Origin of the sequence: Mesorhizobium carmichaelinearum (assembly GCF_900199455.1) — a bacterium.
In the GTDB taxonomy this organism is placed as follows: domain Bacteria; phylum Pseudomonadota; class Alphaproteobacteria; order Rhizobiales; family Rhizobiaceae; genus Mesorhizobium; species Mesorhizobium carmichaelinearum.
In genome coordinates this window covers 1-22,270 of record NZ_FZQR01000051.1, presented here as the reverse complement: position 1 = coordinate 22,270, position 22,270 = coordinate 1, and the positions used below count along the sequence as shown (strand labels likewise).

Sequence of the window (22,270 nt, the reverse complement as noted above, 5' to 3'; positions counted from 1 at the left end):
GACGGCGAATGGATGCTCAGCTTCCATGCTCATCCGCTCGGCATCATCGACACCAGGCGCATGAAGCTTGTCCGTCGCAGCGCCGCGCCAACCAAACCGCTTGGCGCTGCGACGGACGCATAGGGGGGAGAACTGTTACCCATTTATCCGGTTCAAAGTGTTACCCATCTATCGGCTGGACAGAGCGAAGCTCGACGGAGTGGGGGTCGACCCTTGGGCGCAAGGCGAGGCTTGCGCCTTGGTCCCTCTTCAATATCCGTTCGCGGCGCTTGCCAGGTGGTTCCCCCACTCCGTCTCGGCTTCGCCGAGCCACCTCTCCCCCCTCCGGAGGGAGAGGAAAGGAGCCCGGCTGGGGCAGCGCTGGGCTCTCAGAACCGATCAAAACCGGCGGAGCCGCGACTTAATCATCCTTCAGACGCCGCCACGGCGAATTATGATCCGGGCCGCGCTTGAAATCGTCCTCGCGCGAATAGTCGCCGTCGTCGAGGTCGATGACCTTGTCGCGCGGCCGGCGGAAACCGCCGGTGGAGAAATCGGTGGCCACCACGATGCGGCCCTTGAACCGCCTCCAGGCGAAGTCGCGCACCGGCGGCAGGAACAGGAGCAGGCCGATAATGTCGGTGATGAAGCCGGGGATGATCAGAAGGATCGCGGCGACCACGATCATGGCGCCATGGGCAAGATGGCGGCTGGGGTCATGGCCGGCGTCCATCTCGGCACGCACCCGCGCCATGACACCAAAGCCCTGGTGCCGGAGCAACAGCACGCCGGCAATGCTGGAAGCCAGCACCAGGCCGACCGTCGCCAGCGCGCCGACCTCGCGGCCGACGATGACGAAACCGGCGATTTCCAGCAGCGGCAGGGCGAGGAGGAAGAAGGGAAGCAGCGAAATGCGCAAGTCTTGCCAACCTTTTCGATCGTTATTGGTCGTTTCGATTGTTTTGGCCCTTGGCGGGCAATCGCCGCTGGCACTGAGGCTGTTAGATAGGTATGCCTGCCTTTGATTTGAATGATTGCACCTTGCGTTCTATATGCTTTGAATGTTGAACGCTATGCGACCGCGGCCATTGGCCGGATGGTCCGGCCTAGAGGCAGGGATTGATTGGCGGAAGATATGGGCTTCTTCGACTTCGGCACGATTTTCTTCCTGATCGCGGCGGTGGTGATCTTCTTCCAGCTGCGCAACGTGCTGGGCCGTCGGACCGGTAGCGAGCGGCCGCCCTTCGATCCCTACACGGCGGCGCGCACCGACAAGGACGCCACGCAGAAGCCGGAAAATGTCGTTTCGCTGCCGCGCAAGCGGCTGCCGGGCGAGCCGGCGCCGGCCGACGCCTATACGGCGATCGACGCCTTCGCCAAGCCCGACACCGATCTCAACAAGGGCCTGCGCACGATCAAGGACAATGATCCCTCCTTCGATCCGAAGGGTTTCGTCGACGGCGCCAAGATGGCCTATGAGATGATCGTCATGGCCTATGCCGACGGCGACCGCAAAACGCTGAAGAACCTGCTCGCGCGCGAGGTGTTCGACGGTTTCGTCGCCGCGATCGGCGAACGCGAGGCCAAGGCCGAAAAGATCCAGTCCTCCTTCGTCGGCATCGACAAGGCCGACATCGTCTCGGCCGAGATGAAGGGTGGCGAGGCGCATGTGACGCTGCGCATCATCAGCGAGCTGATTTCGGCGACGCGCGACAAGGCCGGCGCTGTGATCGACGGCGATCCGGAAACCGTGGCCGAGGTCAAGGATGTCTGGACCTTCGCCCGCGACACACGCTCGCGCGATCCGAACTGGAAGCTCGTCGCCACCGAAGAAGAAGACTGAGTCCCGATGCATGTCGCCCAAAAGTGCGAAGCGGTTTTGGGACAACGACTTGCATCAAAACCAAGGCTCGAAGCGCGTCGCATGACTCTCTTCAAACACGACGCGCTTTAAAGCGACGGGGCTCCGGTGTCGCTATCGCCTCTCTTCATCGAAAAATCCTTTGACGACTTGCCCGGCTGGGGCGATGACGATCCTCTGGCGGCCTTCGAGGCTTTTCGCCGCTCCGCCTTCCATGTTCTGACAAAACCCTATCGCAGCGGTGCGCTTGGTGTCGATTTCGGTGCCTTCGCCGGGGCTTATGCGGAGGCGCGCGGCGCCTCTTCCGTCAGCCGCTCGGAGGCGCGAACCTTCTTCGAGCGCCATTTTGTGCCGATGCTGGTGCGGTCCGAGACCGGCTCCGGCCTCGTCACCGGCTTCTACGAGCCGCAGGTCGAGGCTTCGCCGGTGCGGACGGAGCTTTTTGTCGTGCCGCTTTTGTCCCGACCCGCCGATCTCGCCGATGTCGATGACGCCAACCGGCCTGAGGGAATGGATCCCTACCTCGCCTTCGCGCGCCGGACGGCGGATGGACTGGCCGAATATTTCGACCGTGGCACGATCGAGCGCGGCGCGCTTGCCGGCCAAGGGCTGGAGATCGCCTGGCTGGCCGACAAGGTCGATGCCTTCTTCATCCATGTGCAAGGCGCGGCGCGGCTGGCCATGACCGACGGCCGGCTTTGTCGCGTCACCTACGCCGCCAAGTCAGGCCAGCGTTTCACCGGTCCGGGCAAGGTCTTGAGCGAGCTTGGCGAAATCCCACTGGCCGCGGTGACGATGCAGTCGATCCGCGCCTGGTTCAAGGCGCATCCCCAGCGCATCGACGAGATCCTGTGGCAGAACCGCTCCTACATCTTTTTTCGCGAGGCTGAGGTCGAGGATGCCGCGCTCGGCCCGATCGCCGCCGCCAAGGTGCCGCTGACGCCGGGGCGCTCGGTCGCGGTCGACCGGCTGCTGCACACTTTCGGCACGCCTTTCTACATCGACGCGCCGACGCTGACCGCCTTCGACAAAAGACCGTTCCGGCGGCTGATGATCGCGCAGGACACCGGCTCGGCCATCACCGGGCCGGCGCGGGGCGACCTGTTCGCCGGCTCGGGCGATGCCGCCGGCGAGATCGCCGGCGTGGTGCGCAATGCCGCGGACTTTTATGCGCTGGTGCCGCGCGCGCTGGTCGGGGGCGCAAAATGAGCAAGCGTCCGGACAGGCTGAGCGAAGACGACCGGGTGCTGTGGAACCTGGTGGCGCGCACGGCCAAGCCGCTGAAGGGCAAGATTTCGGTCGACATCCCCGACATGGCCATCGAGGCCAAGCCGACGGCGCCGCAGACGGCCCAGCCCGCGGCCAATGCGGCAGGCGCGGCAAAGCCGAAGGTGCAGCATGTCACGCACCGGCTCGACGAGCCGACGCTGGACAAATTGTCGAAAGGCCGGCTGCCGATCGAGGGCCGCGTCGACCTGCATGGGATGAGGCAGGACGAGGCCTATTCGCTGCTGTTTTCGTTCCTGCACCGCGCGCATGCCGGCGGCATCCGTTATGTGCTGGTCATCACCGGCAAGGGGTCTTCCTCCGGTGGCGACGGTGTCTTGCGGCGCGCGGTGCCGGCCTGGCTGTCGACGCCGGCGTTCCGGCCGCTGGTCTCCAGCCACGACCATGCCGCCCGCAACCATGGTGGTTCGGGCGCGCTCTACATCAGGCTGCGGCGGGCACGGTCATGAGGAGGCCGGGCGCATGACGCCGTTCGGCGAGAGGCTGCGGGCGCTGCGAGCCGAGCGCGGCGTCAGCCAGAAGGACATGGCGGCGGCGATCGGCGTCAGTGCCGCCTATCTCTCGGCGCTCGAACATGGCAGGCGCGGCGCGCCGACCTGGACGCTGATCCAGAAGATCATCGGCTATTTCAACATCATCTGGGACGATGCCGAAGAGCTGGCGCGGCTGGCCGAAGCCTCGCATCCGCGTGTAAAACTCGATACGTCGGGCCTCAATCCCGCCGCCACCGAGCTCGCCAATCTGCTGGCCGAAAACATCGAGAAGCTCGACGAAGCGGAGCTGCGCCGCATCACCGCATCGATCCGCGCAGCACTTGGCCGGCTGAAGTAACTGGTTTGCCCGGATTTTGCGACGCCTGATCGCAAAACAGTGCCCGCCGGCGAAGCGCCAGCGGGCAGCTGTGACGAGATCAATACTTGCCGGCCGTGCTGCCGTTGGGGTTGCCGCCTTTGGTGCCCGGACGGCCATTGTCATGATGGTCGCGGTCGTGGCCACCGCCCAGGCAATCCGATGCACCGGCAGTGCCGCAACAACGGCCGGCCCAAAGGTCATTGAGCGTGGTCTTGACGCAGCTCGTGTCGGTCTGACCAGCCAGAGCGGATCCGCTCAAGGCCGATACGGCAGCGACGGCGAGGAAGGTGTTACGCAGAAAAGCAGTCATTTGAAGTCTCCATGGTTGGGTTTCGTCATTCACGGCTGTGTGTCGCCGGGTGGACGGAAATGGTTCATGGAGAGATCGAAGATTTTTCGGAGGGAGGCGCGCGGTGCGCGGCTTGCCATGTCGGCGCCGCCCCTCATCCGCCCTTCGGGTACCCCGGCCCTTCGCTGTCGCTTCGGGCGTTCGTTGTTCGAAAAGCCAAGCAATTGGCTTTTCGTCCGCTGCGCGGACCACGCCTCACCCCCGTGAACGGGGAGAAGGCAACAGCCGCGCCGCTGGCGCATGTTTTGCAACGTTGATTATTGGCGAAAGCGGCGATCACAGCATCTTTCTCCCCGTCACTATACGGGGAGAAATGCCCGGCAGGGCAATGAGGGGCAGCACCGACCTCCGCAGTTTGCTGAAGAGGATGTCGGAGGGACCGCGAACGCGCCCCTACTCCACCGACCCCACCAGAACCTGCTGGCCGCCGCGGATGGAGACCCAGCGGCCGGTGTTGTCGATCGCCTGCCGCTTGAGGAAGCGGTAGCCGGTCTGGTCCCAGGCCTTGACCTTGTCGGTCAGATTGTCGAGCACGTAGTCGCCCTTGTCGGTGCGCACGGTCAGCACGGAGTGGCCTTCGCCGTCGGGCTTGCGCACCACGGTGATGAGAAGATCGGCAAGCGAGATGCCCATGTGGGACAGCCGGCGGCGCTTTTCCAGCACGTAGTCCTCGCAATCGCCGACGCCCTTGTCGGGATAGGCCCAGACCTCGTCCTTGCCGTAAATGTCCATGTCGCTCATCGGCTTGACGGCGGCGTTGACCCTGGCGGTAACGCTGGCGAGCTTGCGCATCAGCCCGTTGGTCATCCTGGCCGGTGCCAGATTGCTCGGACGGATCGAGCATTCGCCGGGGTGCAGCTTGCAGAAATCATAGTGGCCAATCGGCTGCGAGGTGATGCCCCCGGTCGCCATCGCTCCGGCAGCCATTGCCGGCCAGCTTGCCGTGGCTGCCAGACCGGCCGCAGCCACGCACAAGCGTAGCCTTCTCGCCATTGTTGAGGAATTCATTGTCCCCGCTCACCCTGTTGTTAACGAAACGTTAAGGGCGATTGACAGTCCGTGTCAATTACGGCGACGGGCTGATTGCCAGCATGGTTACCCGCGGGGAGGGACAGCGTCTATTGTGCAACAGAATCGGTCCGGCGGCCGATTTTGTCCGGAATTCCTATCGCCTGGCGGTGCGGACCAGCCTCGGCTTCACCGCGACACGATTCTGGCGGCCATAGCTGGTGATGAAGTCGACGATGCGCGGCACGATCTCGGAACGGAAGCGCGAGCCGTTGAAGACGCCGTAATGGCCGACAGCCGGCTGCACGTAATGCGCCTTCTTGTCGGCCGGAATGTTGACGCACAGATCCTGCGCCGCCCTGGTCTGGCCAAGGCCCGATATGTCGTCGTTCTCGCCCTCGACCGTAAACAAAGCGACGTTGCGGATGGCTGATGTATCGATGCGGGTGCCGCGATGCGTCATCTCGCCCTTGGGCAGAGCATGGCGCACGAAAACGGTGTCGACGGTCTGCAGATAGAACTCCGCCGTCAGGTCCATGACAGCCAGATACTCGTCATAGAAGTCGCGGTGTTTTTCGGCATTGTCGCCGTCATGCTTCACAAGGTGCATGAAGAAGTCCTTGTGGGCGATGATGTGGCGGTCGAGGTTCATGCTCATGAAGCCGGACAGCTGCAGGAAGCCGGGATAGACCTCGCGGCCGAAGCCGGGCACCGGCCAGGGCGCGCGCATGACGACATTGTCGCGGAACCAGTCGATGCCCTTTTCCTCGGCCAGCAGATTGACCGCGGTCGGGTTGCGGCGGGTGTCGATCGGCCCGCCCATCAGGGTCATGGTCGACGGCACGAAGGGGTCGCCCTTGGTCTCCATCAGCGCAACCGCCGCCAGTACCGGCACGGAAGGCTGGCACACCGCCATCACATGCGTATCGGGCCCGAGCGCATGGAACATGTCGATGATGTAGTCGATATAGTCGTCGAGATCGAAGCTGCCGTCGGCCAGCGGCACCATGCGCGCATCGACCCAGTCGGTGATGTGGACATCGGCATAGGGCAGCATGGCTTCCACCGTGCCGCGCAGCAGCGTGGCATAATGGCCCGACATCGGCGCCACGATCAGAAGCTTCGGATCCGGCTTGCGGCCGGCGGGAACCGCGCGCTCGAAGCGCACGAGATTGCAGAACGGCTTCGACCACACGGTCTTTTCGGTGACCTCGACGCTCTTCCAGTCGATGACGGTCTTGTCGAGGCCGAAGACGGGCTTGCCGTAGCGGCGCGTGGTGCGCTCGAACAGTTCGGCGCCCGCCGCGATCGAACGGCCCCAAGACGTGTGCGAAACCGGATTGAGCGGGTTGGCGTAGAACATCCGCACCGCGTCGGCATAGAGCCGGGCCGGCTGCAGCGCCGCATGGTTCAATTCATAGAGCTGATAGAACATCGACTACCCCGCAGCTGCCTCGACCGAAGGGACGACGAGCAGCGCCGAGCCTCAAATGTCTCGCGGCGAGGTTAACAACTAATTGCTGCGATGCAATACGTCACGTGGCGTGATCAATCGTTCTTTCGTGCAAAGGCTTGCAAATCCGCCTGGAATGGCCGAGCCGGCTCAATGTGCAGCGCCGAAATGTGAACGATATGTGTCCGGCCCTGCTGCCGGACACAGGCGTAGGCTCAGACGCGCGCCACGCAGACAGCGGTCTGGCCGGAGCTGATGAAGCCAAGCTGGCCTGCGGCACCTTTGGACAGATCGAGCATGCGTCCCCTGATGAAAGGACCACGATCGTTGATGCGCACGATGACGCTGCGGCCGTTGTGTTGGTTGGTGACCCGCAATTTGGTGCCGAACGGCAGTGTGCGGTGGGCGGCGGTCATCGCCGAAGGGTTCATGCGCTCGCCCGATGCGGTCTTCGAGTGCAGCGCGTACCAGGAGGCGCGGCCGCACTGGCCGGCGGCGGCGGTTGCCGAAGTGGCGGAAGCGCCGACCATCAGGCCAGCAGCGATCGTTACCGCGACAAGCGCGGTCTGGTTTAGGTTCTTCATCTCTTGGGGATGGCTCCGTTTTTGACAGACCCCAGCCGTTAGGTGTCGAATAAGGCAGGAAATGCGGCAAGCATCTGTCCGTTCCGTGGCGAGATCACACGTTTGGAGTCAGCGGGTAACAGTCTGTCAGGGATTTCCCGCCGCGATTTGATCAATTCTCGATGATCTTCGGGCCGATATTGGAGATCGCTTTGACAAGATATCGGATTAATATCGAAGTAGAATCCGGCGTGATTTGGTCCCTTCCTTTGGCTCTTTCATCACGCTCACGGCGCCTTAAACGATCGACTTGAAAAGAGGGATCCGACAATGAGACTGACCAAAAATCTGCTGGCCTTGATTGTGCTGGTTGTCGGTGCGGTGTGGTCGCTGCAAGGCATCGGCGTGGTCGGCGGCAGCTTCATGACCGGCCAGTCGCAATGGCTCTATATCGGTCTGGTGGCGATGCTGGTCGGCCTGGCCGGACTGGTGTGGGCGAACCGGTAGGGGGGTGATGAGTGGCGCTAGACTGCGTTGCAGAACGAGCGTGGGCGCCCCCCTCTGTCCTGCCGGACATCTCCCCCACAAGGGGGGAGATCAGCCGTCATGTCCGCTTTCGCCAATCTCCAACGTTGAAAGAAAGGCGGCGAGACCGAAGCTGCCAATCTCCCCCTTGTGGGGGAGATGCCCGGCAGGGCAGAGGGGGGCGCTGTCCCGCCGACGTCTCGAGGTTCGCGCCGCCCCCGACAGCCCTAACCGAACAGCCGATCCAATATCGTGCCCTCAAGCCGGGCGAGTTCGGCGGAACCGCGCCGGCGCGGCCGGGCGACCGGCACATCCAGGTCGAGCGCGATCCGGCCTTCGCTGATCACCACGACCCGGTCGGCGAGCGCAACGGCTTCGGCGACATCATGCGTGACCAGCACGGCGGTGAATTTCTGGGCGAGCCAGATGCGTTCCAGCAATTGCTGCATCTCGATGCGGGTGAGCGCGTCGAGCGCGCCGAGCGGCTCGTCGAGGGCAAGGATTTGCGGGTGGCCGACCAAAGCGCGGGCGAGCGCGACGCGCTGCTTCTGGCCGCCGGACAGCACCGAGGGCCATTCATCGGCGCGATCAGCGAGGCCGACCTCGCCCAGAATGTCGAGCGCACGTTGCCAGGCCTCGGCGCCGGCGGCGATGCCGGTCAGCCCGACCTCGACATTTTTGACCACGCTGGCCCAGGGCAGCAGGCGCGGTTCCTGGAACATGAAGCGGGTGCGGCTATGGCCTTCCTCCTCGGCGCCCAGCGTCAGCGATCCCGATGTCGGCCGGTCGAGCCCGGCCAGCAGCCTGAGCAGCGTGCTCTTGCCGCAGCCGCTCTTGCCGATAACGGCGACGAATTGCCCGGACGGCACGTCAAGGTCGATGCCGTCGAGCACGGTCTTGTCACCGAAGCGTTTTTCCACGCCTTTGAAGGCGAAGGCGCGGCGACCTTCGACCGCGATTGCCGGGCGTGCCGGCACTGGTGCGGCGACGAAGGAACGAACGGCGGTCAGGCTGGCGGCTGGCATCGAAACCTCATCCGTTCTGGAAGGCGGGATGCCAGCCGAGCGACAGCCGCTCGAGCAGGCGGGCGAGGCTGTCGGCGAGCTTGCCGAGCAGCGCGTAGATCAGGATCGACAGCACGACGACATCGATCAGCAGGAATTCACGCGCCTGCATGGCCATGTAGCCGAGGCCGGAACTGGCCGAAATGGTTTCGGCGACGATCAGCGTCAGCCACATGATGCCGAGCGCATAGCGCAGGCCGACGAAGATCGCCGGCAGCGCGCCGGGCAGGATGACGCGGAAGAACAGCGCGCGCCCGTCCATGCCGTAGACGCGGCCCATCTCGACCAGCTGCGGGTCGACGCTCTGGATGCCGAGCAGCGTGTTGACATAGATCGGGAAGAACACGCCGAGCGCCACCAGGAACAGTTTTGCTTCCTCGTCGATGCCGAACCACAGGATGACCAGCGGGATCAGCGCCAGATGCGGGATGTTGCGGATCATCTGCAACGTCGTATCGGTCAGGCCGCGGCTGAGCCGCGACAGCCCGTTGGCGAGGCCGAGCGCGAAGCCGATAGAGCCGCCGACGGCAAAGCCGGCAAGCGCGCGCGCCGTCGAAACACCGATGTTGCGGATCAGCTCGCCCGACAGCGTCAGCCGCCAGAAAGCTTCGGCGACCGCGCTTGGCGCCGGCAGCACATTGGCCGGCATGACGCCCGCGCGGCTGGCAATCTCCCAGCCGGCGATCACCAGGACCGGCAGCACCCAGCCGATGGCGTTGGCGTGGAGGCGCGCGGAAAAGCTCATGAGGAGGCCTGCAGGCGGGCGGCACCGTGGAAGCCGACCGAGAATTCGTTGGCGATGTCGCGATGCGCCCGCTGCCGGCTGGTGCCGAGCCCGAGGCGCGGGAACAACAGCTCGGCGACGCGGTAGGCTTCCTCGAGATGCGGGTAGCCGGAGCCGATGATGGTGTCGATGCCGATCGCCTGGTATTCGCGGATGCGCTCGGTGATCTGCTCCGGCGTGCCGACCAGCGCGGTGCCGGCGCCGCCGCGCACCAGGCCGACGCCGGCCCACAGATTGGGCGAGACGACAAGCTTGTCGCGGCGGCCGCCATGCAGTTCGGCCATGCGGCGCTGGCCGATCGAGTCCATCTGGTTGAGGAAGCGCGCCTGGGCATTCTCGATCTGGGCGTCGGTGACATGGCTGATCAGCCGGTCGGCAGCGCGCCAGGCTTCGTCCTCGGTCTCGCGCACGATGAAATGCAGCCGGATGCCGAAGCGCAGTTTCCGGCCGCGCAGCGCTGCCTTCTTGCGTGCTGAAGCGAGCTTCTCCGCGACCTGGGCCGGTGGCTCGCCCCAGGTCAGGTACATGTCGACGAGGTCGGCGGCGAGATCCTGTCCGGCATCGGACGAACCGCCGAAATAGAGCGGCGGCCGCTCCTGGCTTGGCAAAAGGTCGAGGCGGCCATTCTCGACGCGGTGGTATTTGCCGTCGAAATTGACGCGTTCACCCGAGACGAGACCGCGCCAGATGGTCAGGAATTCATGCGCCTGGGCGTAGCGTTCGTCATGCGGCAGGAAGACGCCGTCGCCGGCGAGCTCGGTCGGGTTGCCGCCGACCACGACATTGAGCAGCAGGCGGCCATTGCTCAGCCGGTCGAGGGCTGCCGTCTGGCGGGCGGCGAAGGTCGGCAATGTTACGCCGGGCCGCAAGGCGACGAGGAATTTGAGTTTTTCGGTGAGTGTGGCGAGGCCCGTCGCGGTGATCCAGGAATCCTCGCAATTCTGTCCGGTCGGCAACAGCACGCCGGGGAAGCCGAGCCGGTCGACCGCCTGGGCGATCTCCTTGAAATAACCGAACTCCGGCGGCCGCTGCTGCTCTTCGGAACCGAGATAGGAGCCGTCGCCATGCGTCGGGATGAACCAGAAGAAATCGAGCGGCGCGGTGCTGGGTGGCGTGGTCATGGCGGACTTCCTGGAGATGCAGGCACAAACGGCAACGGCGCCGGGCGGTCTCACCCGGCGCCGCGAGACAAAAGATCAATTGCCTGGCGCGGTCCACACGGCGTCGGAGATGCGAACCGCCTTCGGGATCAGGCCAAGCTTGTAGAAGCGGTCGGCGGTCGCCTGCTGGCTGGCGACGATCTCGTCGGTGATCGGAAAGATGCCGAATTTGGTGCGGTTGGCGGCGATGGTCTGGGCGTCGAGCGGCACACCGGTCACCTCGTGCAGCGCCTCGGCCACCTTGTCGCGGTTCTGGTCCGCCCATTTCGCCGCTTCGCCGAGCGCCGCGATGGTGGTGGTGACGATCTCGGGATGCGCCTTGGCGAAATCCTTGTTGGCGAGGAAATAGGTGTTGACCTTGAGCACCTCGCTGGAGCGGGCCAGCACGCGCGGCTGGTAGCGCGTTTCGGCAATGGCGAAGAACGGATCCCAGACTGCCCAGGCATCGATCTGGTCGCTGGCGAAGGCGGCGGCCGCGTCGGCGGGGCTGAGATAGATGGGCGTGATCTGATCGTACGAAACGCCAGCCTTCTCCAGCGCCGCGACAAGCAGGTTGTGCGCGGAAGTGCCCTTGCCGACACCGACGCGCTTGCCCTTGAGGTCGGCGACCGACTGGACCGGCGAGGCCGGCTTGACGAAGATCGCCTCGCCGGCGCCATTGGACGGCAATGCCGCCGCATAGACGATGTTGGCGCCGGCCGACTGGCCGAAGATCGGCGGCGCGTCGCCGGTCCAGCCGGCGTCGATGGCGCCGACATTGAGCGCCTCGACCAATGGCGGCCCGGCGGTGAACTCGACCCACTTCACGGTGACGCCCTTGTCGCTCAGCGCTTTTTCGATCACCTGCTGCTGCCGGGCGATCACCGGCAGGCCGGTTTTCTGGTAGCCGATGTTGAGTTGCTTCAACTCCTGGGCTGCGGCGCCGAACGACAGGGCCACTGTCGCGGCGACAAGGCCGATGCCGAAAACGCGTCTCGTCAGATTGAACATGGGTCCCTCTCCTTCGCTGCGGATCGGCGCCGGGAAAATGTCCTCGCCGGTTGGATGAGGGACAAGGCTAGGTAGTTCTATAAATTTAGTAGAGGAACGATTTTGCGAGTTGGGGCTGTGGTGTGGAAATATCTTCTGCGCCAACCCAGTGTTCGTCATCCTAGGGCGAAGCAAGGAGCGAAGCGACGCGGCGCAGACCCTAGGATCCATGCCGTGACGTTGGTCGTATAATGCGGCGGATCAGAACGGCGCTTGTGCGCGCATCGACACTGGCTACGCTAGAACTATGACCGGCTACGTCTATATGACCGCAAGCCAGAAGCGTGGCACGATCTACATCGGTGTCACCAACGACCTCGGCCGCCGTGTGCCCGAGCACAAGGCCGGACAGGGCTCAAGCTTTACCAGTCGCTACGGCGTACAGCGCCTTGTCTGGTATGAAGAATATTTCGACATCACTGATGCGATCCAGCGGGAGAAATCCCTGAAACGGTGGCCACGCCAATGGAAGATCGAGCTGATTGAGAAAGCCAATCCCGAGTGGTTCGAGCTCTTTCGTGGAACCGGCTGGTAGGGGCACGGTTTACTTCACCGCAGGAGCATAGCATCACCGTCACGGCATGGATCCTAGGGTCTGCGCGCGTCGCTTCGCTCCTTGCTCCGCCCTAGGATGACGAAGACACGGAGGCTGGCGCAAAGTCGAGCCGCCGCCTCACTGCGACCAGTACTGCCAGGCCCAGTAGAAACTTTCGTCGCGTGGCGGCAGGCGGTCGCGCTCGGCGTCCCAGCGCACCGGGGCCGGCGATTGGCGCTCGGTGTCGTCGCGCGGTTCGTCGCCGTCCCGTGTCAGGCGCAGCCGGGTCGCGAAGAAAGCGAACAGTGCCGGGGCTGGATGGGCCATGGATGTCGAGCCTCCTGGGTTGATCATTCGCGTCCCGCCCAGGGGACGAGCGCGCGTTCGATCCGGCGGATGGTGAATTCGAGCACGAAGGCGATGGCGGCGATCACCAGAATGCCCATGATCACCACGTCGGTGACCAGGAATTGCGCTGCCGACTGGATCATGAAGCCAAGCCCGCGCGTCGCCGCCACGAGTTCGGCCGCGACCAATGTCGACCAGCCGGCGCCGAGCGCGATGCGCAGGCCGGTCAGGATCGACGGCAGCGCGCTGGGCAGGATGACGTGGCGAACCACTTGGCGCTTGGTCGCGCCGAGCGAGCGCGCGGCGTTGATGCGCTCCTGCGAGACGCCGCGAACGCCCGACGCGGTCGACAGCGCCACCGGCGCCAGCATGGCAATAGTGATCACCAGGATCTTCGACGGCTCGCCGATGCCGAACCAGATGATGACCAGCGGCAGATAGGCGAGCGGCGGGATCGGCCGCAGGAATTCCAGCAGCGGATCGAAGATGCCGCGGCCGATGGTGCTGATGCCAATGGCCAATCCAACCGGCACGCCGATGAGGAGGGCCGCAACGAGTGCTGCAAACACACGGCCGAGGCTGGCGACAGTGTGCTGCAGCAGCGTCGCGTCGACGAAGCCGTCTCTGGCAACGACGATGAATTTGTTCCACACCGCCACCGGCGAGGGCAGGAACACCGGCGACACCAGTTGCAGGTGGGCCGACAGCGCCCATACCGCCAGCACCACCAGGATGGTGACCGCGCTGATCATGCGCGCCGAAACGCCCCGGCGTTTCGGGCTTGGCCGCGACCACGGCACCGACAGGCCGTCGGTTTCTTCGGTGCCCGAACCGGACCGTTCGGTGTAAGCGGAAATGGTCATGCCACTTCTCCCTCGAAGATGGCGCCGGTGAGTTCGCCGCGCGCCGCGGCGAAGGCCGGGTCGGCCTTGATCGCACGGATGGCCTCGCCCGATGCATAGCGCCTGGAGAAGCCTGGCTCGAAGCTGCGCACCACGCGGCCGGGGCCGGGCGCCAGCACGACGATGCGGGTGGCGAGCACCAGCGCCTCCTCGATGCCGTGGGTGACCATCAGCACGCCGGCATGGCTTGCCGTCCAGAGATCGAGCAGCGTCGTCTGCATGCGCTCGCGGGTCAGCGCATCGAGCGCGCCGAGCGGCTCGTCGAGCAGCAGGAATTGCGGCTCGGCGGCGAGCGCGCGGGCAAGGCCGACACGCTGGCGCATGCCGCCGGAAAGCTCCCAGATGCGCTTGTCGCCGGCGTCGGTGAGCTTCACCAGGTCCAGCAATTCGTCGGCGCGTCGCGCCCGCTCGGCCGGCCGGACACCGCGCAGGCGCAGCGCGAAGGCGACATTTTCGCGCGCGGTCAGCCAGGGAAACAGCGCATCGTTCTGGAACACCACGGCGCGATCCGAGCCGGGTGCCGTGATCGGATGGCCGTTGATCGTGGCACTGCCGCGCGCCGGCGTGACCAGGCCGGCGGCGACGTTGAGCAGCGAGGTCTTGCCACAGCCGGAACGGCCGACAAGGACGACGAAATCATCCCCGGCAACGTCGATCGAAACCCGCTCGACGGCCGGTGCCGGCTGACCGTCATAATGGATCGAGATCTTGTCGAGCACGAGATGCGGCATGAGCCCTCGCAGGAGGTCTGTTGAAATCCGACTGCCCCGGAACGGCTCCTCGTCAGCAGTTCCGGGGCAGGCAGCACGCGGCGTCAGGGAAGGAGCGCGCGAGCCATTTGAGCGCCGCCGCATGCCCGTCAGGACATGCAGGGACGCTTCAGCACTTGGGTTCAGTTCGAAGCCAGCGCCTCGGTGACGTATTTCGATGTCACGTATTTCGAATAGTCCGGCAGCACGGCGTCGACCTTGCCCTGCTCCTTGAGGAAGGCGGACGCCGCCGCGACCGCCTTGACCGTGCCCCCGAGGGGGAACTTGTCGGAGGCCTGCTCTTCGAGCGTCGGGAAGACATAGCCCTTCAACAATTCCGGCACCTCTTCCAGCTTGGCGCCGGTGAGCTTGGCGATCTTGCCGGCCTGCGGCGACGACACCGACCAGGCGTCGGGCTTGGCGAGGCACTCGGCATAGGCGGCGCCCGTCACCTTGACGAAGTCGCGCACCGCTTCCGGGTTCTTCTCGGCAAAATCGGTGCGCACGATCCAGGCGTCGAAGGTCGGCGCGCCCCAGGCGGCGACCTGCGAGGAATCCAGCACCACCCTGCCTGATGTCTTGATCTGGCCGAGTGCCGGATCCCAGACGTAAGCCGCGTCGATGTCGCCGCGGGCGAAGGCGGCGGCGATTTCCGGCGGCCGCAGATTGAGGATCTGCACCGACTTCGGATCGACATTCTCGTGCTTCAGCGCGGCAAGCAGGCTGTAATGCGTGGTCGAGACGAAGGGTACGGCGACCTTCTTGCCGGCGAGGTCGGCGACCTTCTCGATGCCGGCGCCGTTGCGGGCGACCAGCGCTTCGGACGGGCCGATCAGGCCGACGACGAAGATGGTCTGGATCGGCAGCTCGCGGCTCGCCGCCGCCGCCAGCGGGCTCGAACCGACATAGCCGATATCGACCGAGCCGGAGGCGACCGCGGCGATGACATCGGCGCCGGAATCGAATTTGCGCCAGTCGATCGTGGCCTTGGTGGCCTTTTCATAGACGCCGTCGGCCTGCGGCACTTTCGAAGGCTCGACCACGGTCTGGTAGCCGATGGTGATCTTCAAATCGTCGGCCAAGGCCGGGCTGAGGAAGGCGGCGCCGGCAAGGGCAGCCGAGGACAGAAGGAGAATGCGTCGCGAAATGGTGGACATCAAAGGGCTCCATGAAAACAGAGAAAACCGGATTGCCCTATGATAGTCCGCTAATTCTATCGCTCTTGTAGAGTTAAATCCTTCCAACGAAGGTGGGTTTGTTGGAAAAAAGCTGTCGACTGAGAAAGAATGGGCCGAACGGGCCGCGCGTCATCTGAAGTTAGAGCTAAAGCGTGCAGGCCTGACATATGACGATTTGGCCAAACGGCTCAAAGAACACGGCTTCAATGAAACCAAGGCCAGCATTGCAAACAAACTTGCCCGCGCAACTATGTCTGCCGCCGCGCCCGTGGCGTTCGCGCCATAATACCGCGGTTGATTACGATTTCGAAGCCGCCGCACGGCAGGCTGAGGCCGTCGGTAGACGCAGTTGCCTATTCGCTCAGAACCTGGCGTTTGCCGGCCGTCTAAAACGTGGCATTCACGATTGGATCCTCGGGTCTTCGCGACGGAGCTTCGCTCCTGCTCCGCCCGTGGATGACGAAGTTGGGAAGGCCCAGGCAACTCGGCAACCGTCGGCGCCGTCACCTGCGAAACGACAATTTCGCTTTTGCGACCGTCAGGCAAACCCATGCTTCAAATCGCGAAGGAATTGACAAGCCGTTCCGCGTGTTCGAGGGTAAGTATAGTATCCTTATCGACATGAGGGAGTTGGAGGACGATGAGCGGATACCCCACCACCATGATCGCTCGCGACATGCACCGGCTTTCGATCCCTCATGAGTCGGCGCGAGGCACGGCTGGCCTGCGCGAAACCATTTGTCGCCTTGTTGCCGTCGAAGTGCATTTCTGTGCTCTTAATGGCACAAAGGCCGGTTAAAATGGCTATTGCGGCTTGAAAACGAAGCAAATTCAACGTTTCTCGGCTTGTATATCATGTCACTAGAATTTATGTGTCATGGATGCTTGGGCGCGGCGGGGAGGCTCGCCAGGCGTTTCGCAACGGATGGCCTCGCGCCATCGCATGACAGAGAAACGTTGGGTCTATGCTCACCAAAAAAGGCAAGTACGGCCTCAAGGCGCTGGTCCACCTGGCGCACATGCCGGTCGGGCAGCTCGCATTCGTCAACGACATCGCGACCGGCAACAACATTCCGAAGAAATTTCTCGACGCCATCCTCGGCGAACTGCGCAATGCCGGTTTCGTCCAGAGCCGCAAGGGCAAGGATGGCGGCTACCGCCTGGCGCGGCCGGCCGACGAAATCAAGGTCGGCCATGTCGTGCGCGTCCTCGACGGGCCGCTGGCGCCAATTCCCTGCGCCAGCCGCACGCAATATCAGCGCTGTGAAGACTGCAACGAGGCGACATGCCAAGTCCGACATCTGATGCTCGAGGTCCGGCAGGCGATCGCCGAGGTGCTCGACCAGCGCAGCCTCGCCGAGATGCGCGACATCGTGATCGACGAACTCCCCGTCACGGTGAAGGTCCAGGCCTGACGCATCGCACTATGCGGGGGCGCGCATGAGCGGGCGCGCCAATTCGATCAGTTCCATCATCATCGTCGGCGGCGGCGCCTCGGGCGTCGTGATGGCGGCGCATCTCCTGAAATCGGCCAATCCGGATCTGCGCGTTACGCTGATCGAAAAGCGCCCGCATTTCGGCCAAGGCATCGCCTATTCGACGCTGCTGTCGGCGCATGTGCTGAATGTCAGTGCCGCCGGCATGAGCGCCTATGCCGACGATCCCGGCAATTTCTGGCGCTGGCTGCAGGGGCGTGGCCTGGTCGACCGGGAGCAGACGCCGCAGACACCTTTCTACGCGCCGCGCAGCCTCTACGCCCGCTATCTCGGCGAGCTGCTCGACGAGCTCGAAGCGCGCGAACAGCCGACCGGGCGGCTGCGCCTGATCCACGAAGAGAGCCTGTCGATCACGCCGACCACGTCCGGCGTCGAGGTGGCGCTCGCCAACGGCACCAGCGTCGTCGCCCATCTGGCCATACTCGCCACCGGCCATGACGAACAGCCGGCGCAAGGCCATGCGATCCGCATGGGCTCGGAGGCCGACACGGCGCTCGATGCGGACAACCCGGTCATGGTGCTCGGCACCGGGCTCAGCATGGTCGACGCGTTCCTGGCGCTGGAACAGCGCGGCCATACGGGCAAGATCGTCGCGGTGTCCCGGCGCGGCCTGCTGCCGTCGCCGCACCGCAAGGGCAATCCGATCAAGCTCGATGTCGCCGACATTCCGCTCGGCACCCAGCTGTCCTATTTCGTCGGCTGGTTCCGCGACCTGATCAAGGAGAACCAGAAGGCCGGCATCGACTGGCGCGACGTGGTCGATGGTCTCAGGCCGTTCAACCAGAAGATCTGGCAGAACTGGCCGGCCTCCGCCAAGCGCCGCTTCGTCGAGCACACCAAGGCCTGGTGGGACATCCATCGTCATCGCATGGCGCCGGAAGTCTACGCCAAGGTGACCGAGGCCGTGCAATCCGGCCGCATCCGGCTTGTCGCCGGCCGCGTCGTGGGGATCGCACCGGGCGAGGCCTTCAGCGTCGACGTCCAGTCGCGGCACAGCCAGCTTGTCGAGACTTTTGACGTCGCCCGTATCTATGATTGCTCAGGGATCGTGCGGGACATTTCGACCTCGTCGAACAGCGTGGTGCGCTCGCTGGTCGACCGCGGACTGGGGAGGCCGGATCCGATGCGCATCGGCCTCGACGTCTCGGCCAATTGCGAGATCATTGCCGGCGACGGCACGGTGTCGCGAAAGATCCTCGCCGTCGGCCCGCTGACGCGCGGCACCTTCTTCGAGATCGACGCCATTCCCGACATCCGCGTCCAGTGCGCGCGGCTGAGCAAGCAGTTGCTGGGGTAGAGCAATTCCGAGGCGGGACCCGGGAGCGCCTTGCGTGATCGCACCATATTCGGCTGGGTGCGATCTGGTATTGATCCGGCACGGCCCTATATCCGTGCCGAACAACTTCCGTTCTTAACTATAAAGCGGCAGGACTAAAGTCTTGCGCCCGGGCAGGCAAAGGTCCGAGGGGCCTGCGAACGTTCTGTACTCGTCCATTGGACGTTCCGTACTTTAGCTAATCAGCATATAAGCGTGACTTCATACAACCGACATGATGGTGATGTAGTTTGGCTTGCCAAAGGGGTGTGATCTCCCGCCTTCGGTGTTCCCAATTTGCCTCCAGGCCCGGCTTGAAACCGGGCTTTCTTTTTACCTTTCAGCGGCCAATTTCGACCGGATTTCCTTGACGGCGTTTGCAATGGCGTCAGCGCTCGCGAGGTCGAGGGCCAAGTCCAAAATGCCCTCCGTCGTCTGGATCGAAAGGATGCCTAGAACGCCCTTCTCATCCTCGACCGTACTGACGTGAATTTCGGTCGGCATGAAGGGCAGAGCCTTTGTCGTACGGCGCATCGACGAGCTGTCTCCTCAAGCGGCGACACTCGTGCATCCAGCTTACGATTTCAAGTTGGCCATGGGCTACCCAACGGCAGGGAAAAGAATGGCCATTGCGGGTTAGGCTTCGATTTGGGATCGTCCCCCGCGCCGACCAAGCTACATATACATTAGCTATTGCTCAACTACGACCGAAGTCTCTCCCGCAAGGGAATGCCTGGGCCACCCATTCCGAGGAAAGGCGCTTCCGGAATTGGGTCGAAACCAAAGAGGAGCGTTCAGCCGCCCAGTGCCTCGCACACCAGCCGCGCGGTCTCGGCGCCGGAAAAATTCTGCTGGCCGGTGATCAGATTGCCGTCGCGTATGGCAAAGCCGCGCCACAGCCCGGCCTGGACATAATTGGCGCCGATTGCCTTCAACTCGTCCTCGATGCGCCAGGGCATCAGATGTTTGCCGCGCTCGAGCGCGCCCATCTCCCAGGTCGCCTTGTCGGCGAAATCCTCCTCGGCATTGGCGAAACCGGTCACTGTCTTGCCGGTGACGAGCAGGGAGCCGTCGGCGCGCCTGGCGTAACGCAAGATGGCGGTGCCGTGGCAGAGCGCGGCGGCCACCTTGCCGGCTTCGTGGAAGGCAACGAAGGTTCGCTGCAATGTTTCCGCGCGGTCATAGCTGAACATCGGCGCCTGGCCGCCGGCGACGACAATCGCATCAAAGCTGTCGACATCGATCTCGGCCACCGGCCGCGTGGCCTCGACCAGGGCCGCCAGTTTCGGGCTCGACAGGAAGCCGAGCGAGATGAGATCGGTCTCGGAGTAACCCGAGGGGTCGCGCGGATCGCTCAGCGCGTCGGCCTCGCATCTGCCGCCCTCGGGCGAAAAGATCTCCACCGCATAGCCGCGTTCCGTGAAGGCGAACCACGGATGCGTCAGCTCGCTCCACCAGAAGCCGACCGGCCATCCTGTCGTGGTCGATATGGCCGGATTGGCGATGACGAGGGCGACACGCTTGGGCCTAAGCGCATTGACCGGATTGGCGTCCCTGACACTCATCTTGGCTCTCCCCTTATGAAACTGTCGCCGACAAAGCCAGGCCCGGCAATCTGGCCAGATGGCGGGGCAAAATCCGCTTCCGTCGCGGCGGCGCCTTGCCTAGGATCGGTGCATGACACAACGCGGTAGACTCTATGGCTGCCCGGTCGAGTTCGCGCTCGACGCGCTCGGCGGCAAATGGAAAACGGTGATCATCGCGCGGATCAAGCAAGGGCCGCTGCGCTATTCCGAGCTGCGCCGAATGATCCCCTCGCTCTCCGACAAGATGCTGACGCAGCGCCTCGCCGATCTCGTCGAGATCGGCTTCGTCGTGCTCGAGACGTCGCCCGACGGCAAGGCACGCTACGCCTTGACCGAACGCGGCTACGATCTCGCCGAAGCACTCCAGGCGCTCTACGATTGGGGCAGCGTGCATGGCCGCGCCGAGGGCGTGCGCTTCCGCACCGACATCGAGGCGGCGGCCTAACACTTTCGCCCCTCACGCCGCATCGGCAAGCGCGGCGCAAAAGCCGGCAACGTCGGTGATGACGGCCTCGCCGAGAAAGCGAAGTGTCGCCATCGAGCGGTCGCGCGCCTCGCGGTTGCCGAAGCCACAGGCATCCTCGATCACCACGGCCGTAAAACCATTGTCGGTCGCCTGGCGGACGGTCGGCTCGATGCCGATCTCCATGGCGATGCCGGCAAGGGCGACGGCGCGCACGCCGCAATCGCCGAGCGCAAAGCCAAGCGCGGTGGAATCGAAGGCCGACATGGTCAGCTTGTCGAACACGGCTTCATCAGCGCGCGGCGCGAGTTCGGGGACGATCCGCGTCGCATCGGCGTCGCGCAAAAACCACGGCTCGACCGCGTCGGGGCTGTCGCGCCGCTGCCAGGCCATGGCGGTGCGCAGTTGAGTGGCGCCCATCCATTTGCGCGGCAAGGAGAGATGGCGCGTGAACGCCACCCGCATGCCGGCCGAGCGGGCGGCTTCGAGGACGACACCGGTGCGCTCGACAATATCGGCCGCGCCGGCAACCTGGCGGCAGATGCCGACCTGCATGTCGTAGACCACCAGCCCCATGCGGCTGGGATCGCACCATTCGGCCAGACTCGCCGGGATCTCGATGCCTTCGCTCGACCGGATCATGCCGCGGTCCGATCCCAGGGTTGGGCGATGTCGACGGTTGCGTCGAACAGATATTCGAGCGGCAAGGGTGCCGGGTCGAAAGCAAGGAAATGCCATTCCAGCAGTCCGGCCTTCGACAGCGGGAAATCGTCGGTGTAGCGCCTGGCTTCCTCGACGCTGTCGAGCTCGAAGACGATGATGACGCCGGCGACATCGGCGCGCGCATAGTTTTCGCGCACGATGCCTGCCTTCCACAGCCGCCAGACATTCGACACCTCGTCACGCAGATAAGGCTTGAGGTCGTCGAGGGTGACGCCGGGCTTGAAGTTGTCATAGGCGATGATCTTCATCGGCTGTCTCCTCTTGGGATGTCAGGATCGCGCGGCCTGCTTGTTTCGGCCGGTATCCCGTTCGGCTAGCATGGTGAAAATGGCGGCTTCAACGAACGAGATGGTTCGTTGAAGCGGTGGGCCGATTGCCGTCTCGTGGCGCGGCGTTCTTTCGGGAGAGGAGACAAAATGGGTATCGAGCGGCTGAACCCGAAGGGCATGCACAGCAACCCGGCCTATTCGCAAGGCGTGGCGCTGCCGGCCTCGGCGCGCATCGTGCTGATCGGCGGCCAGAACGGCATCGATGCCAACGGCCAGATCGTCGGCAAGGGCGACATCGCGGCGCAGACCAGGCAGGCGCTCGCCAATCTGGCGATGGTGCTCGAAGCCGGCGGCGCCAGGCTGGAAGACCTTGTCCGCCTGTCGATCTACATTGTCGGCGATGCCGACATCAGGCCGGCCTTCGGCGCCTGGATGGCGTTCTGGGCGGATCGCGGGCCGCCGCCGGTGGTGACAGGCATACGCGTGCTCGGCCTCGCCAATCCGGATTTCCTGATCGAGATCGAAGGGCAGGCGGCGGTCGAGGCATAATCTCCCCCCTCGAGGGGGAGATGTCGCCGAAGGCGACAGAGGGGGTCGTTGCGCGTGAAGCGCCAACCCCCTTCTGCAGTGGCAGGCCGAGCCCGGTCGCACCGACCCCCTCTGCCTTGTCCAGCCGATAGATGGGTAACACTTTAAACCGGATACATGGGTAACAGTTCTCCCCCTATGCGTCCGTCGCAGCGCCAAGCGGTTTGGTTGGCGCGGCGCTGCGACGGACAAGCTTCATGCGCC

At 64.3% G+C, this 22,270-nt stretch carries 28 protein-coding genes and 1 pseudogene; 12 read left to right on the top strand and 17 right to left on the bottom strand.

Annotated elements, in window-relative coordinates; genetic code table 11:
- Positions 1-123 (top strand): annotated as a pseudogene (locus CKW40_RS46125) (integrase); the annotation flags it as partial.
- A 277-nt stretch (positions 124-400) separates the two neighbouring features.
- Here CKW40_RS46125 and CKW40_RS39660 read toward each other — a convergent pair.
- Complete coding sequence (locus CKW40_RS39660) at positions 401-898, bottom strand: FxsA family protein (RefSeq protein WP_095205066.1); 498 nt, start codon at positions 896-898, stop codon at positions 401-403.
- A gap of 216 nt (positions 899-1,114) precedes the next feature.
- Between CKW40_RS39660 and CKW40_RS39655 the strand changes: the two genes are divergently transcribed.
- From CKW40_RS39655 to CKW40_RS39640, 4 genes are all read left to right on the top strand, one after another.
- Entirely contained in the window at positions 1,115-1,822 is a 708-nt protein-coding gene (locus CKW40_RS39655) for a Tim44/TimA family putative adaptor protein (protein WP_095205065.1), read from the top strand.
- 126 nt (positions 1,823-1,948) lie between these two features.
- Positions 1,949-3,049 carry a murein transglycosylase A gene (gene mltA, locus CKW40_RS39650; RefSeq protein WP_095205064.1) on the top strand — a complete coding sequence of 367 codons (1,101 nt, stop codon included), beginning with the start codon at positions 1,949-1,951 and terminating at the stop codon, positions 3,047-3,049.
- Positions 3,046-3,576 (top strand): Smr/MutS family protein, encoded by a 531-nt coding sequence (locus CKW40_RS39645; protein ID WP_095205063.1) that lies wholly within the window; start codon positions 3,046-3,048, stop codon positions 3,574-3,576. The genes mltA and CKW40_RS39645 overlap by 4 nt, the downstream gene beginning before the upstream one ends.
- Before the next feature lie 13 nt (positions 3,577-3,589).
- A complete protein-coding gene (locus tag CKW40_RS39640) occupies positions 3,590-3,958 on the top strand; it encodes a helix-turn-helix domain-containing protein (protein ID WP_095205062.1) in 369 nt (122 codons plus the stop codon).
- A gap of 79 nt (positions 3,959-4,037) precedes the next feature.
- Here CKW40_RS39640 and CKW40_RS39635 read toward each other — a convergent pair whose 3' ends face one another.
- The 4 genes from CKW40_RS39635 to CKW40_RS39620 all read right to left on the bottom strand — a co-directional run bounded on the left by CKW40_RS39635 (position 4,038) and on the right by CKW40_RS39620 (position 7,373).
- Positions 4,038-4,289, bottom strand: a complete 252-nt coding sequence (locus CKW40_RS39635; protein ID WP_095205061.1) for a hypothetical protein — start codon at positions 4,287-4,289, stop codon at positions 4,038-4,040.
- Between the two features lie 432 nt (positions 4,290-4,721).
- A complete protein-coding gene (locus CKW40_RS39630) occupies positions 4,722-5,336 on the bottom strand; it encodes a transglutaminase-like cysteine peptidase (protein WP_095205060.1) in 615 nt (204 codons plus the stop codon).
- Positions 5,337-5,493: 157 nt separating this feature from the next.
- A complete protein-coding gene (locus CKW40_RS39625) occupies positions 5,494-6,771 on the bottom strand; it encodes a polyhydroxyalkanoate depolymerase (protein ID WP_095205059.1) in 1,278 nt (425 codons plus the stop codon).
- Between the two features lie 233 nt (positions 6,772-7,004).
- Positions 7,005-7,373, bottom strand: a complete 369-nt coding sequence (locus CKW40_RS39620) for a septal ring lytic transglycosylase RlpA family protein (RefSeq protein ID WP_095205058.1) — start codon at positions 7,371-7,373, stop codon at positions 7,005-7,007.
- Between the two features lie 309 nt (positions 7,374-7,682).
- Here CKW40_RS39620 and CKW40_RS44205 point away from each other — a divergent pair, with 309 nt between their 5' ends.
- The gene (locus tag CKW40_RS44205; RefSeq protein ID WP_179298284.1) at positions 7,683-7,859 is read left to right on the top strand and encodes a hypothetical protein; all 177 of its coding nucleotides are present in this window, start codon (positions 7,683-7,685) and stop codon (positions 7,857-7,859) included.
- 245 nt (positions 7,860-8,104) lie between these two features.
- On the opposite strand, the gene CKW40_RS39615 is transcribed toward CKW40_RS44205, so the two are convergent.
- The 4 genes from CKW40_RS39615 to CKW40_RS39600 all read right to left on the bottom strand — a co-directional run bounded on the left by CKW40_RS39615 (position 8,105) and on the right by CKW40_RS39600 (position 11,875).
- The gene (locus tag CKW40_RS39615; protein WP_095205057.1) at positions 8,105-8,902 is read right to left on the bottom strand and encodes an ATP-binding cassette domain-containing protein; all 798 of its coding nucleotides are present in this window, start codon (positions 8,900-8,902) and stop codon (positions 8,105-8,107) included.
- 7 nt (positions 8,903-8,909) lie between these two features.
- The gene (locus CKW40_RS39610) at positions 8,910-9,686 is read right to left on the bottom strand and encodes an ABC transporter permease subunit (RefSeq protein WP_095205056.1); all 777 of its coding nucleotides are present in this window, start codon (positions 9,684-9,686) and stop codon (positions 8,910-8,912) included.
- On the bottom strand, positions 9,683-10,846 hold the full coding sequence (gene ssuD / locus CKW40_RS39605) for an FMNH2-dependent alkanesulfonate monooxygenase (RefSeq protein ID WP_095205055.1): 1,164 nt from the start codon (positions 10,844-10,846) through the stop codon (positions 9,683-9,685). Before ssuD ends, CKW40_RS39610 begins: the two co-directional genes overlap by 4 nt.
- Positions 10,847-10,921: 75 nt before the next feature.
- The gene (locus CKW40_RS39600; protein ID WP_095205054.1) at positions 10,922-11,875 is read right to left on the bottom strand and encodes a sulfonate ABC transporter substrate-binding protein; all 954 of its coding nucleotides are present in this window, start codon (positions 11,873-11,875) and stop codon (positions 10,922-10,924) included.
- Between the two features lie 286 nt (positions 11,876-12,161).
- Between CKW40_RS39600 and CKW40_RS39595 the strand changes: the two genes are divergently transcribed.
- Complete coding sequence (locus tag CKW40_RS39595) at positions 12,162-12,449, top strand: GIY-YIG nuclease family protein (RefSeq protein WP_095205053.1); 288 nt, start codon at positions 12,162-12,164, stop codon at positions 12,447-12,449.
- A gap of 138 nt (positions 12,450-12,587) precedes the next feature.
- Here CKW40_RS39595 and CKW40_RS43410 read toward each other — a convergent pair whose 3' ends face one another.
- The 4 genes from CKW40_RS43410 to tauA form a co-directional block, all read right to left on the bottom strand.
- Positions 12,588-12,776 carry a hypothetical protein gene (locus CKW40_RS43410; RefSeq protein ID WP_143748485.1) on the bottom strand — a complete coding sequence of 63 codons (189 nt, stop codon included), beginning with the start codon at positions 12,774-12,776 and terminating at the stop codon, positions 12,588-12,590.
- A 23-nt stretch (positions 12,777-12,799) separates the two neighbouring features.
- Positions 12,800-13,660, bottom strand: a complete 861-nt coding sequence (locus tag CKW40_RS39585; protein ID WP_095205052.1) for an ABC transporter permease subunit — start codon at positions 13,658-13,660, stop codon at positions 12,800-12,802.
- Positions 13,657-14,430, bottom strand: coding sequence for a taurine ABC transporter ATP-binding protein (locus CKW40_RS39580; protein WP_095205051.1), 774 nt, complete (start codon positions 14,428-14,430; stop codon positions 13,657-13,659). Before CKW40_RS39580 ends, CKW40_RS39585 begins: the two co-directional genes overlap by 4 nt.
- Positions 14,431-14,591: 161 nt before the next feature.
- A complete protein-coding gene (tauA, locus tag CKW40_RS39575; protein ID WP_095205050.1) occupies positions 14,592-15,605 on the bottom strand; it encodes a taurine ABC transporter substrate-binding protein in 1,014 nt (337 codons plus the stop codon).
- A 58-nt stretch (positions 15,606-15,663) separates the two neighbouring features.
- Here tauA and CKW40_RS45520 point away from each other — a divergent pair, with 58 nt between their 5' ends.
- From CKW40_RS45520 to CKW40_RS39560, 3 genes are all read left to right on the top strand, one after another.
- Entirely contained in the window at positions 15,664-15,912 is a 249-nt protein-coding gene (locus CKW40_RS45520; protein ID WP_342202971.1) for a DUF6471 domain-containing protein, read from the top strand.
- A gap of 679 nt (positions 15,913-16,591) precedes the next feature.
- Positions 16,592-17,041, top strand: coding sequence for an RrF2 family transcriptional regulator (locus CKW40_RS39565; protein WP_095205048.1), 450 nt, complete (start codon positions 16,592-16,594; stop codon positions 17,039-17,041).
- 25 nt (positions 17,042-17,066) lie between these two features.
- A complete protein-coding gene (locus tag CKW40_RS39560; protein WP_095205047.1) occupies positions 17,067-18,419 on the top strand; it encodes an FAD/NAD(P)-binding protein in 1,353 nt (450 codons plus the stop codon).
- 351 nt (positions 18,420-18,770) lie between these two features.
- Here CKW40_RS39560 and CKW40_RS39555 read toward each other — a convergent pair whose 3' ends face one another.
- On the bottom strand, positions 18,771-18,941 hold the full coding sequence (locus CKW40_RS39555) for a hypothetical protein (RefSeq protein ID WP_244571486.1): 171 nt from the start codon (positions 18,939-18,941) through the stop codon (positions 18,771-18,773).
- Between the two features lie 290 nt (positions 18,942-19,231).
- A complete protein-coding gene (locus CKW40_RS39550; protein ID WP_095205045.1) occupies positions 19,232-20,002 on the bottom strand; it encodes a type 1 glutamine amidotransferase domain-containing protein in 771 nt (256 codons plus the stop codon).
- 112 nt (positions 20,003-20,114) lie between these two features.
- Between CKW40_RS39550 and CKW40_RS39545 the strand changes: the two genes are divergently transcribed.
- Positions 20,115-20,468 carry a winged helix-turn-helix transcriptional regulator gene (locus tag CKW40_RS39545; RefSeq protein ID WP_095205044.1) on the top strand — a complete coding sequence of 118 codons (354 nt, stop codon included), beginning with the start codon at positions 20,115-20,117 and terminating at the stop codon, positions 20,466-20,468.
- A gap of 12 nt (positions 20,469-20,480) precedes the next feature.
- Here the strand turns inward: CKW40_RS39545 and CKW40_RS39540 are convergent, their stop codons facing one another.
- Together CKW40_RS39540 and CKW40_RS39535 are read right to left on the bottom strand one after the other, a co-directional pair.
- Entirely contained in the window at positions 20,481-21,128 is a 648-nt protein-coding gene (locus CKW40_RS39540) for a cysteine hydrolase family protein (RefSeq protein ID WP_095205043.1), read from the bottom strand.
- A complete protein-coding gene (locus CKW40_RS39535) occupies positions 21,125-21,457 on the bottom strand; it encodes a hypothetical protein (protein ID WP_095205042.1) in 333 nt (110 codons plus the stop codon). Before CKW40_RS39535 ends, CKW40_RS39540 begins: the two co-directional genes overlap by 4 nt.
- A 168-nt stretch (positions 21,458-21,625) precedes the next feature.
- On the opposite strand from CKW40_RS39535, the gene CKW40_RS39530 reads away from it, so the two are divergent.
- On the top strand, positions 21,626-22,027 hold the full coding sequence (locus tag CKW40_RS39530) for a RidA family protein (protein ID WP_095205041.1): 402 nt from the start codon (positions 21,626-21,628) through the stop codon (positions 22,025-22,027).
- Positions 22,028-22,270: the final 243 nt, after the last annotated feature.

Coding starts and splice junctions, on each gene's coding strand:
- CKW40_RS39620 (WP_095205058.1), bottom strand. CDS start 7,373: ATGAAGAACCTAAACCAGACCGCGCTTGTCGCGGTAACGATCGCTGCT.
- CKW40_RS39540 (WP_095205043.1), bottom strand. CDS start 21,128: ATGATCCGGTCGAGCGAAGGCATCGAGATCCCGGCGAGTCTGGCCGAA.
- CKW40_RS39630 (WP_095205060.1), bottom strand. CDS start 5,336: ATGAATTCCTCAACAATGGCGAGAAGGCTACGCTTGTGCGTGGCTGCG.
- CKW40_RS39530 (WP_095205041.1), top strand. CDS start 21,626: ATGGGTATCGAGCGGCTGAACCCGAAGGGCATGCACAGCAACCCGGCC.
- CKW40_RS39550 (WP_095205045.1), bottom strand. CDS start 20,002: ATGAGTGTCAGGGACGCCAATCCGGTCAATGCGCTTAGGCCCAAGCGT.
- CKW40_RS39655 (WP_095205065.1), top strand. CDS start 1,115: ATGGGCTTCTTCGACTTCGGCACGATTTTCTTCCTGATCGCGGCGGTG.
- CKW40_RS43410 (WP_143748485.1), bottom strand. CDS start 12,776: ATGGCCCATCCAGCCCCGGCACTGTTCGCTTTCTTCGCGACCCGGCTG.
- CKW40_RS39610 (WP_095205056.1), bottom strand. CDS start 9,686: ATGAGCTTTTCCGCGCGCCTCCACGCCAACGCCATCGGCTGGGTGCTG.
- CKW40_RS39615 (WP_095205057.1), bottom strand. CDS start 8,902: ATGCCAGCCGCCAGCCTGACCGCCGTTCGTTCCTTCGTCGCCGCACCA.
- ssuD (WP_095205055.1), bottom strand. CDS start 10,846: ATGACCACGCCACCCAGCACCGCGCCGCTCGATTTCTTCTGGTTCATC.
- CKW40_RS39565 (WP_095205048.1), top strand. CDS start 16,592: ATGCTCACCAAAAAAGGCAAGTACGGCCTCAAGGCGCTGGTCCACCTG.
- CKW40_RS39595 (WP_095205053.1), top strand. CDS start 12,162: ATGACCGGCTACGTCTATATGACCGCAAGCCAGAAGCGTGGCACGATC.
- CKW40_RS39635 (WP_095205061.1), bottom strand. CDS start 4,289: ATGACTGCTTTTCTGCGTAACACCTTCCTCGCCGTCGCTGCCGTATCG.
- CKW40_RS39640 (WP_095205062.1), top strand. CDS start 3,590: ATGACGCCGTTCGGCGAGAGGCTGCGGGCGCTGCGAGCCGAGCGCGGC.
- CKW40_RS44205 (WP_179298284.1), top strand. CDS start 7,683: ATGAGACTGACCAAAAATCTGCTGGCCTTGATTGTGCTGGTTGTCGGT.
- CKW40_RS39600 (WP_095205054.1), bottom strand. CDS start 11,875: ATGTTCAATCTGACGAGACGCGTTTTCGGCATCGGCCTTGTCGCCGCG.
- CKW40_RS39555 (WP_244571486.1), bottom strand. CDS start 18,941: ATGCCGACCGAAATTCACGTCAGTACGGTCGAGGATGAGAAGGGCGTT.
- CKW40_RS39645 (WP_095205063.1), top strand. CDS start 3,046: ATGAGCAAGCGTCCGGACAGGCTGAGCGAAGACGACCGGGTGCTGTGG.
- CKW40_RS39580 (WP_095205051.1), bottom strand. CDS start 14,430: ATGCCGCATCTCGTGCTCGACAAGATCTCGATCCATTATGACGGTCAG.
- CKW40_RS39560 (WP_095205047.1), top strand. CDS start 17,067: ATGAGCGGGCGCGCCAATTCGATCAGTTCCATCATCATCGTCGGCGGC.
- CKW40_RS39625 (WP_095205059.1), bottom strand. CDS start 6,771: ATGTTCTATCAGCTCTATGAATTGAACCATGCGGCGCTGCAGCCGGCC.
- CKW40_RS39535 (WP_095205042.1), bottom strand. CDS start 21,457: ATGAAGATCATCGCCTATGACAACTTCAAGCCCGGCGTCACCCTCGAC.
- CKW40_RS39545 (WP_095205044.1), top strand. CDS start 20,115: ATGACACAACGCGGTAGACTCTATGGCTGCCCGGTCGAGTTCGCGCTC.
- tauA (WP_095205050.1), bottom strand. CDS start 15,605: ATGTCCACCATTTCGCGACGCATTCTCCTTCTGTCCTCGGCTGCCCTT.
- CKW40_RS39585 (WP_095205052.1), bottom strand. CDS start 13,660: ATGACCATTTCCGCTTACACCGAACGGTCCGGTTCGGGCACCGAAGAA.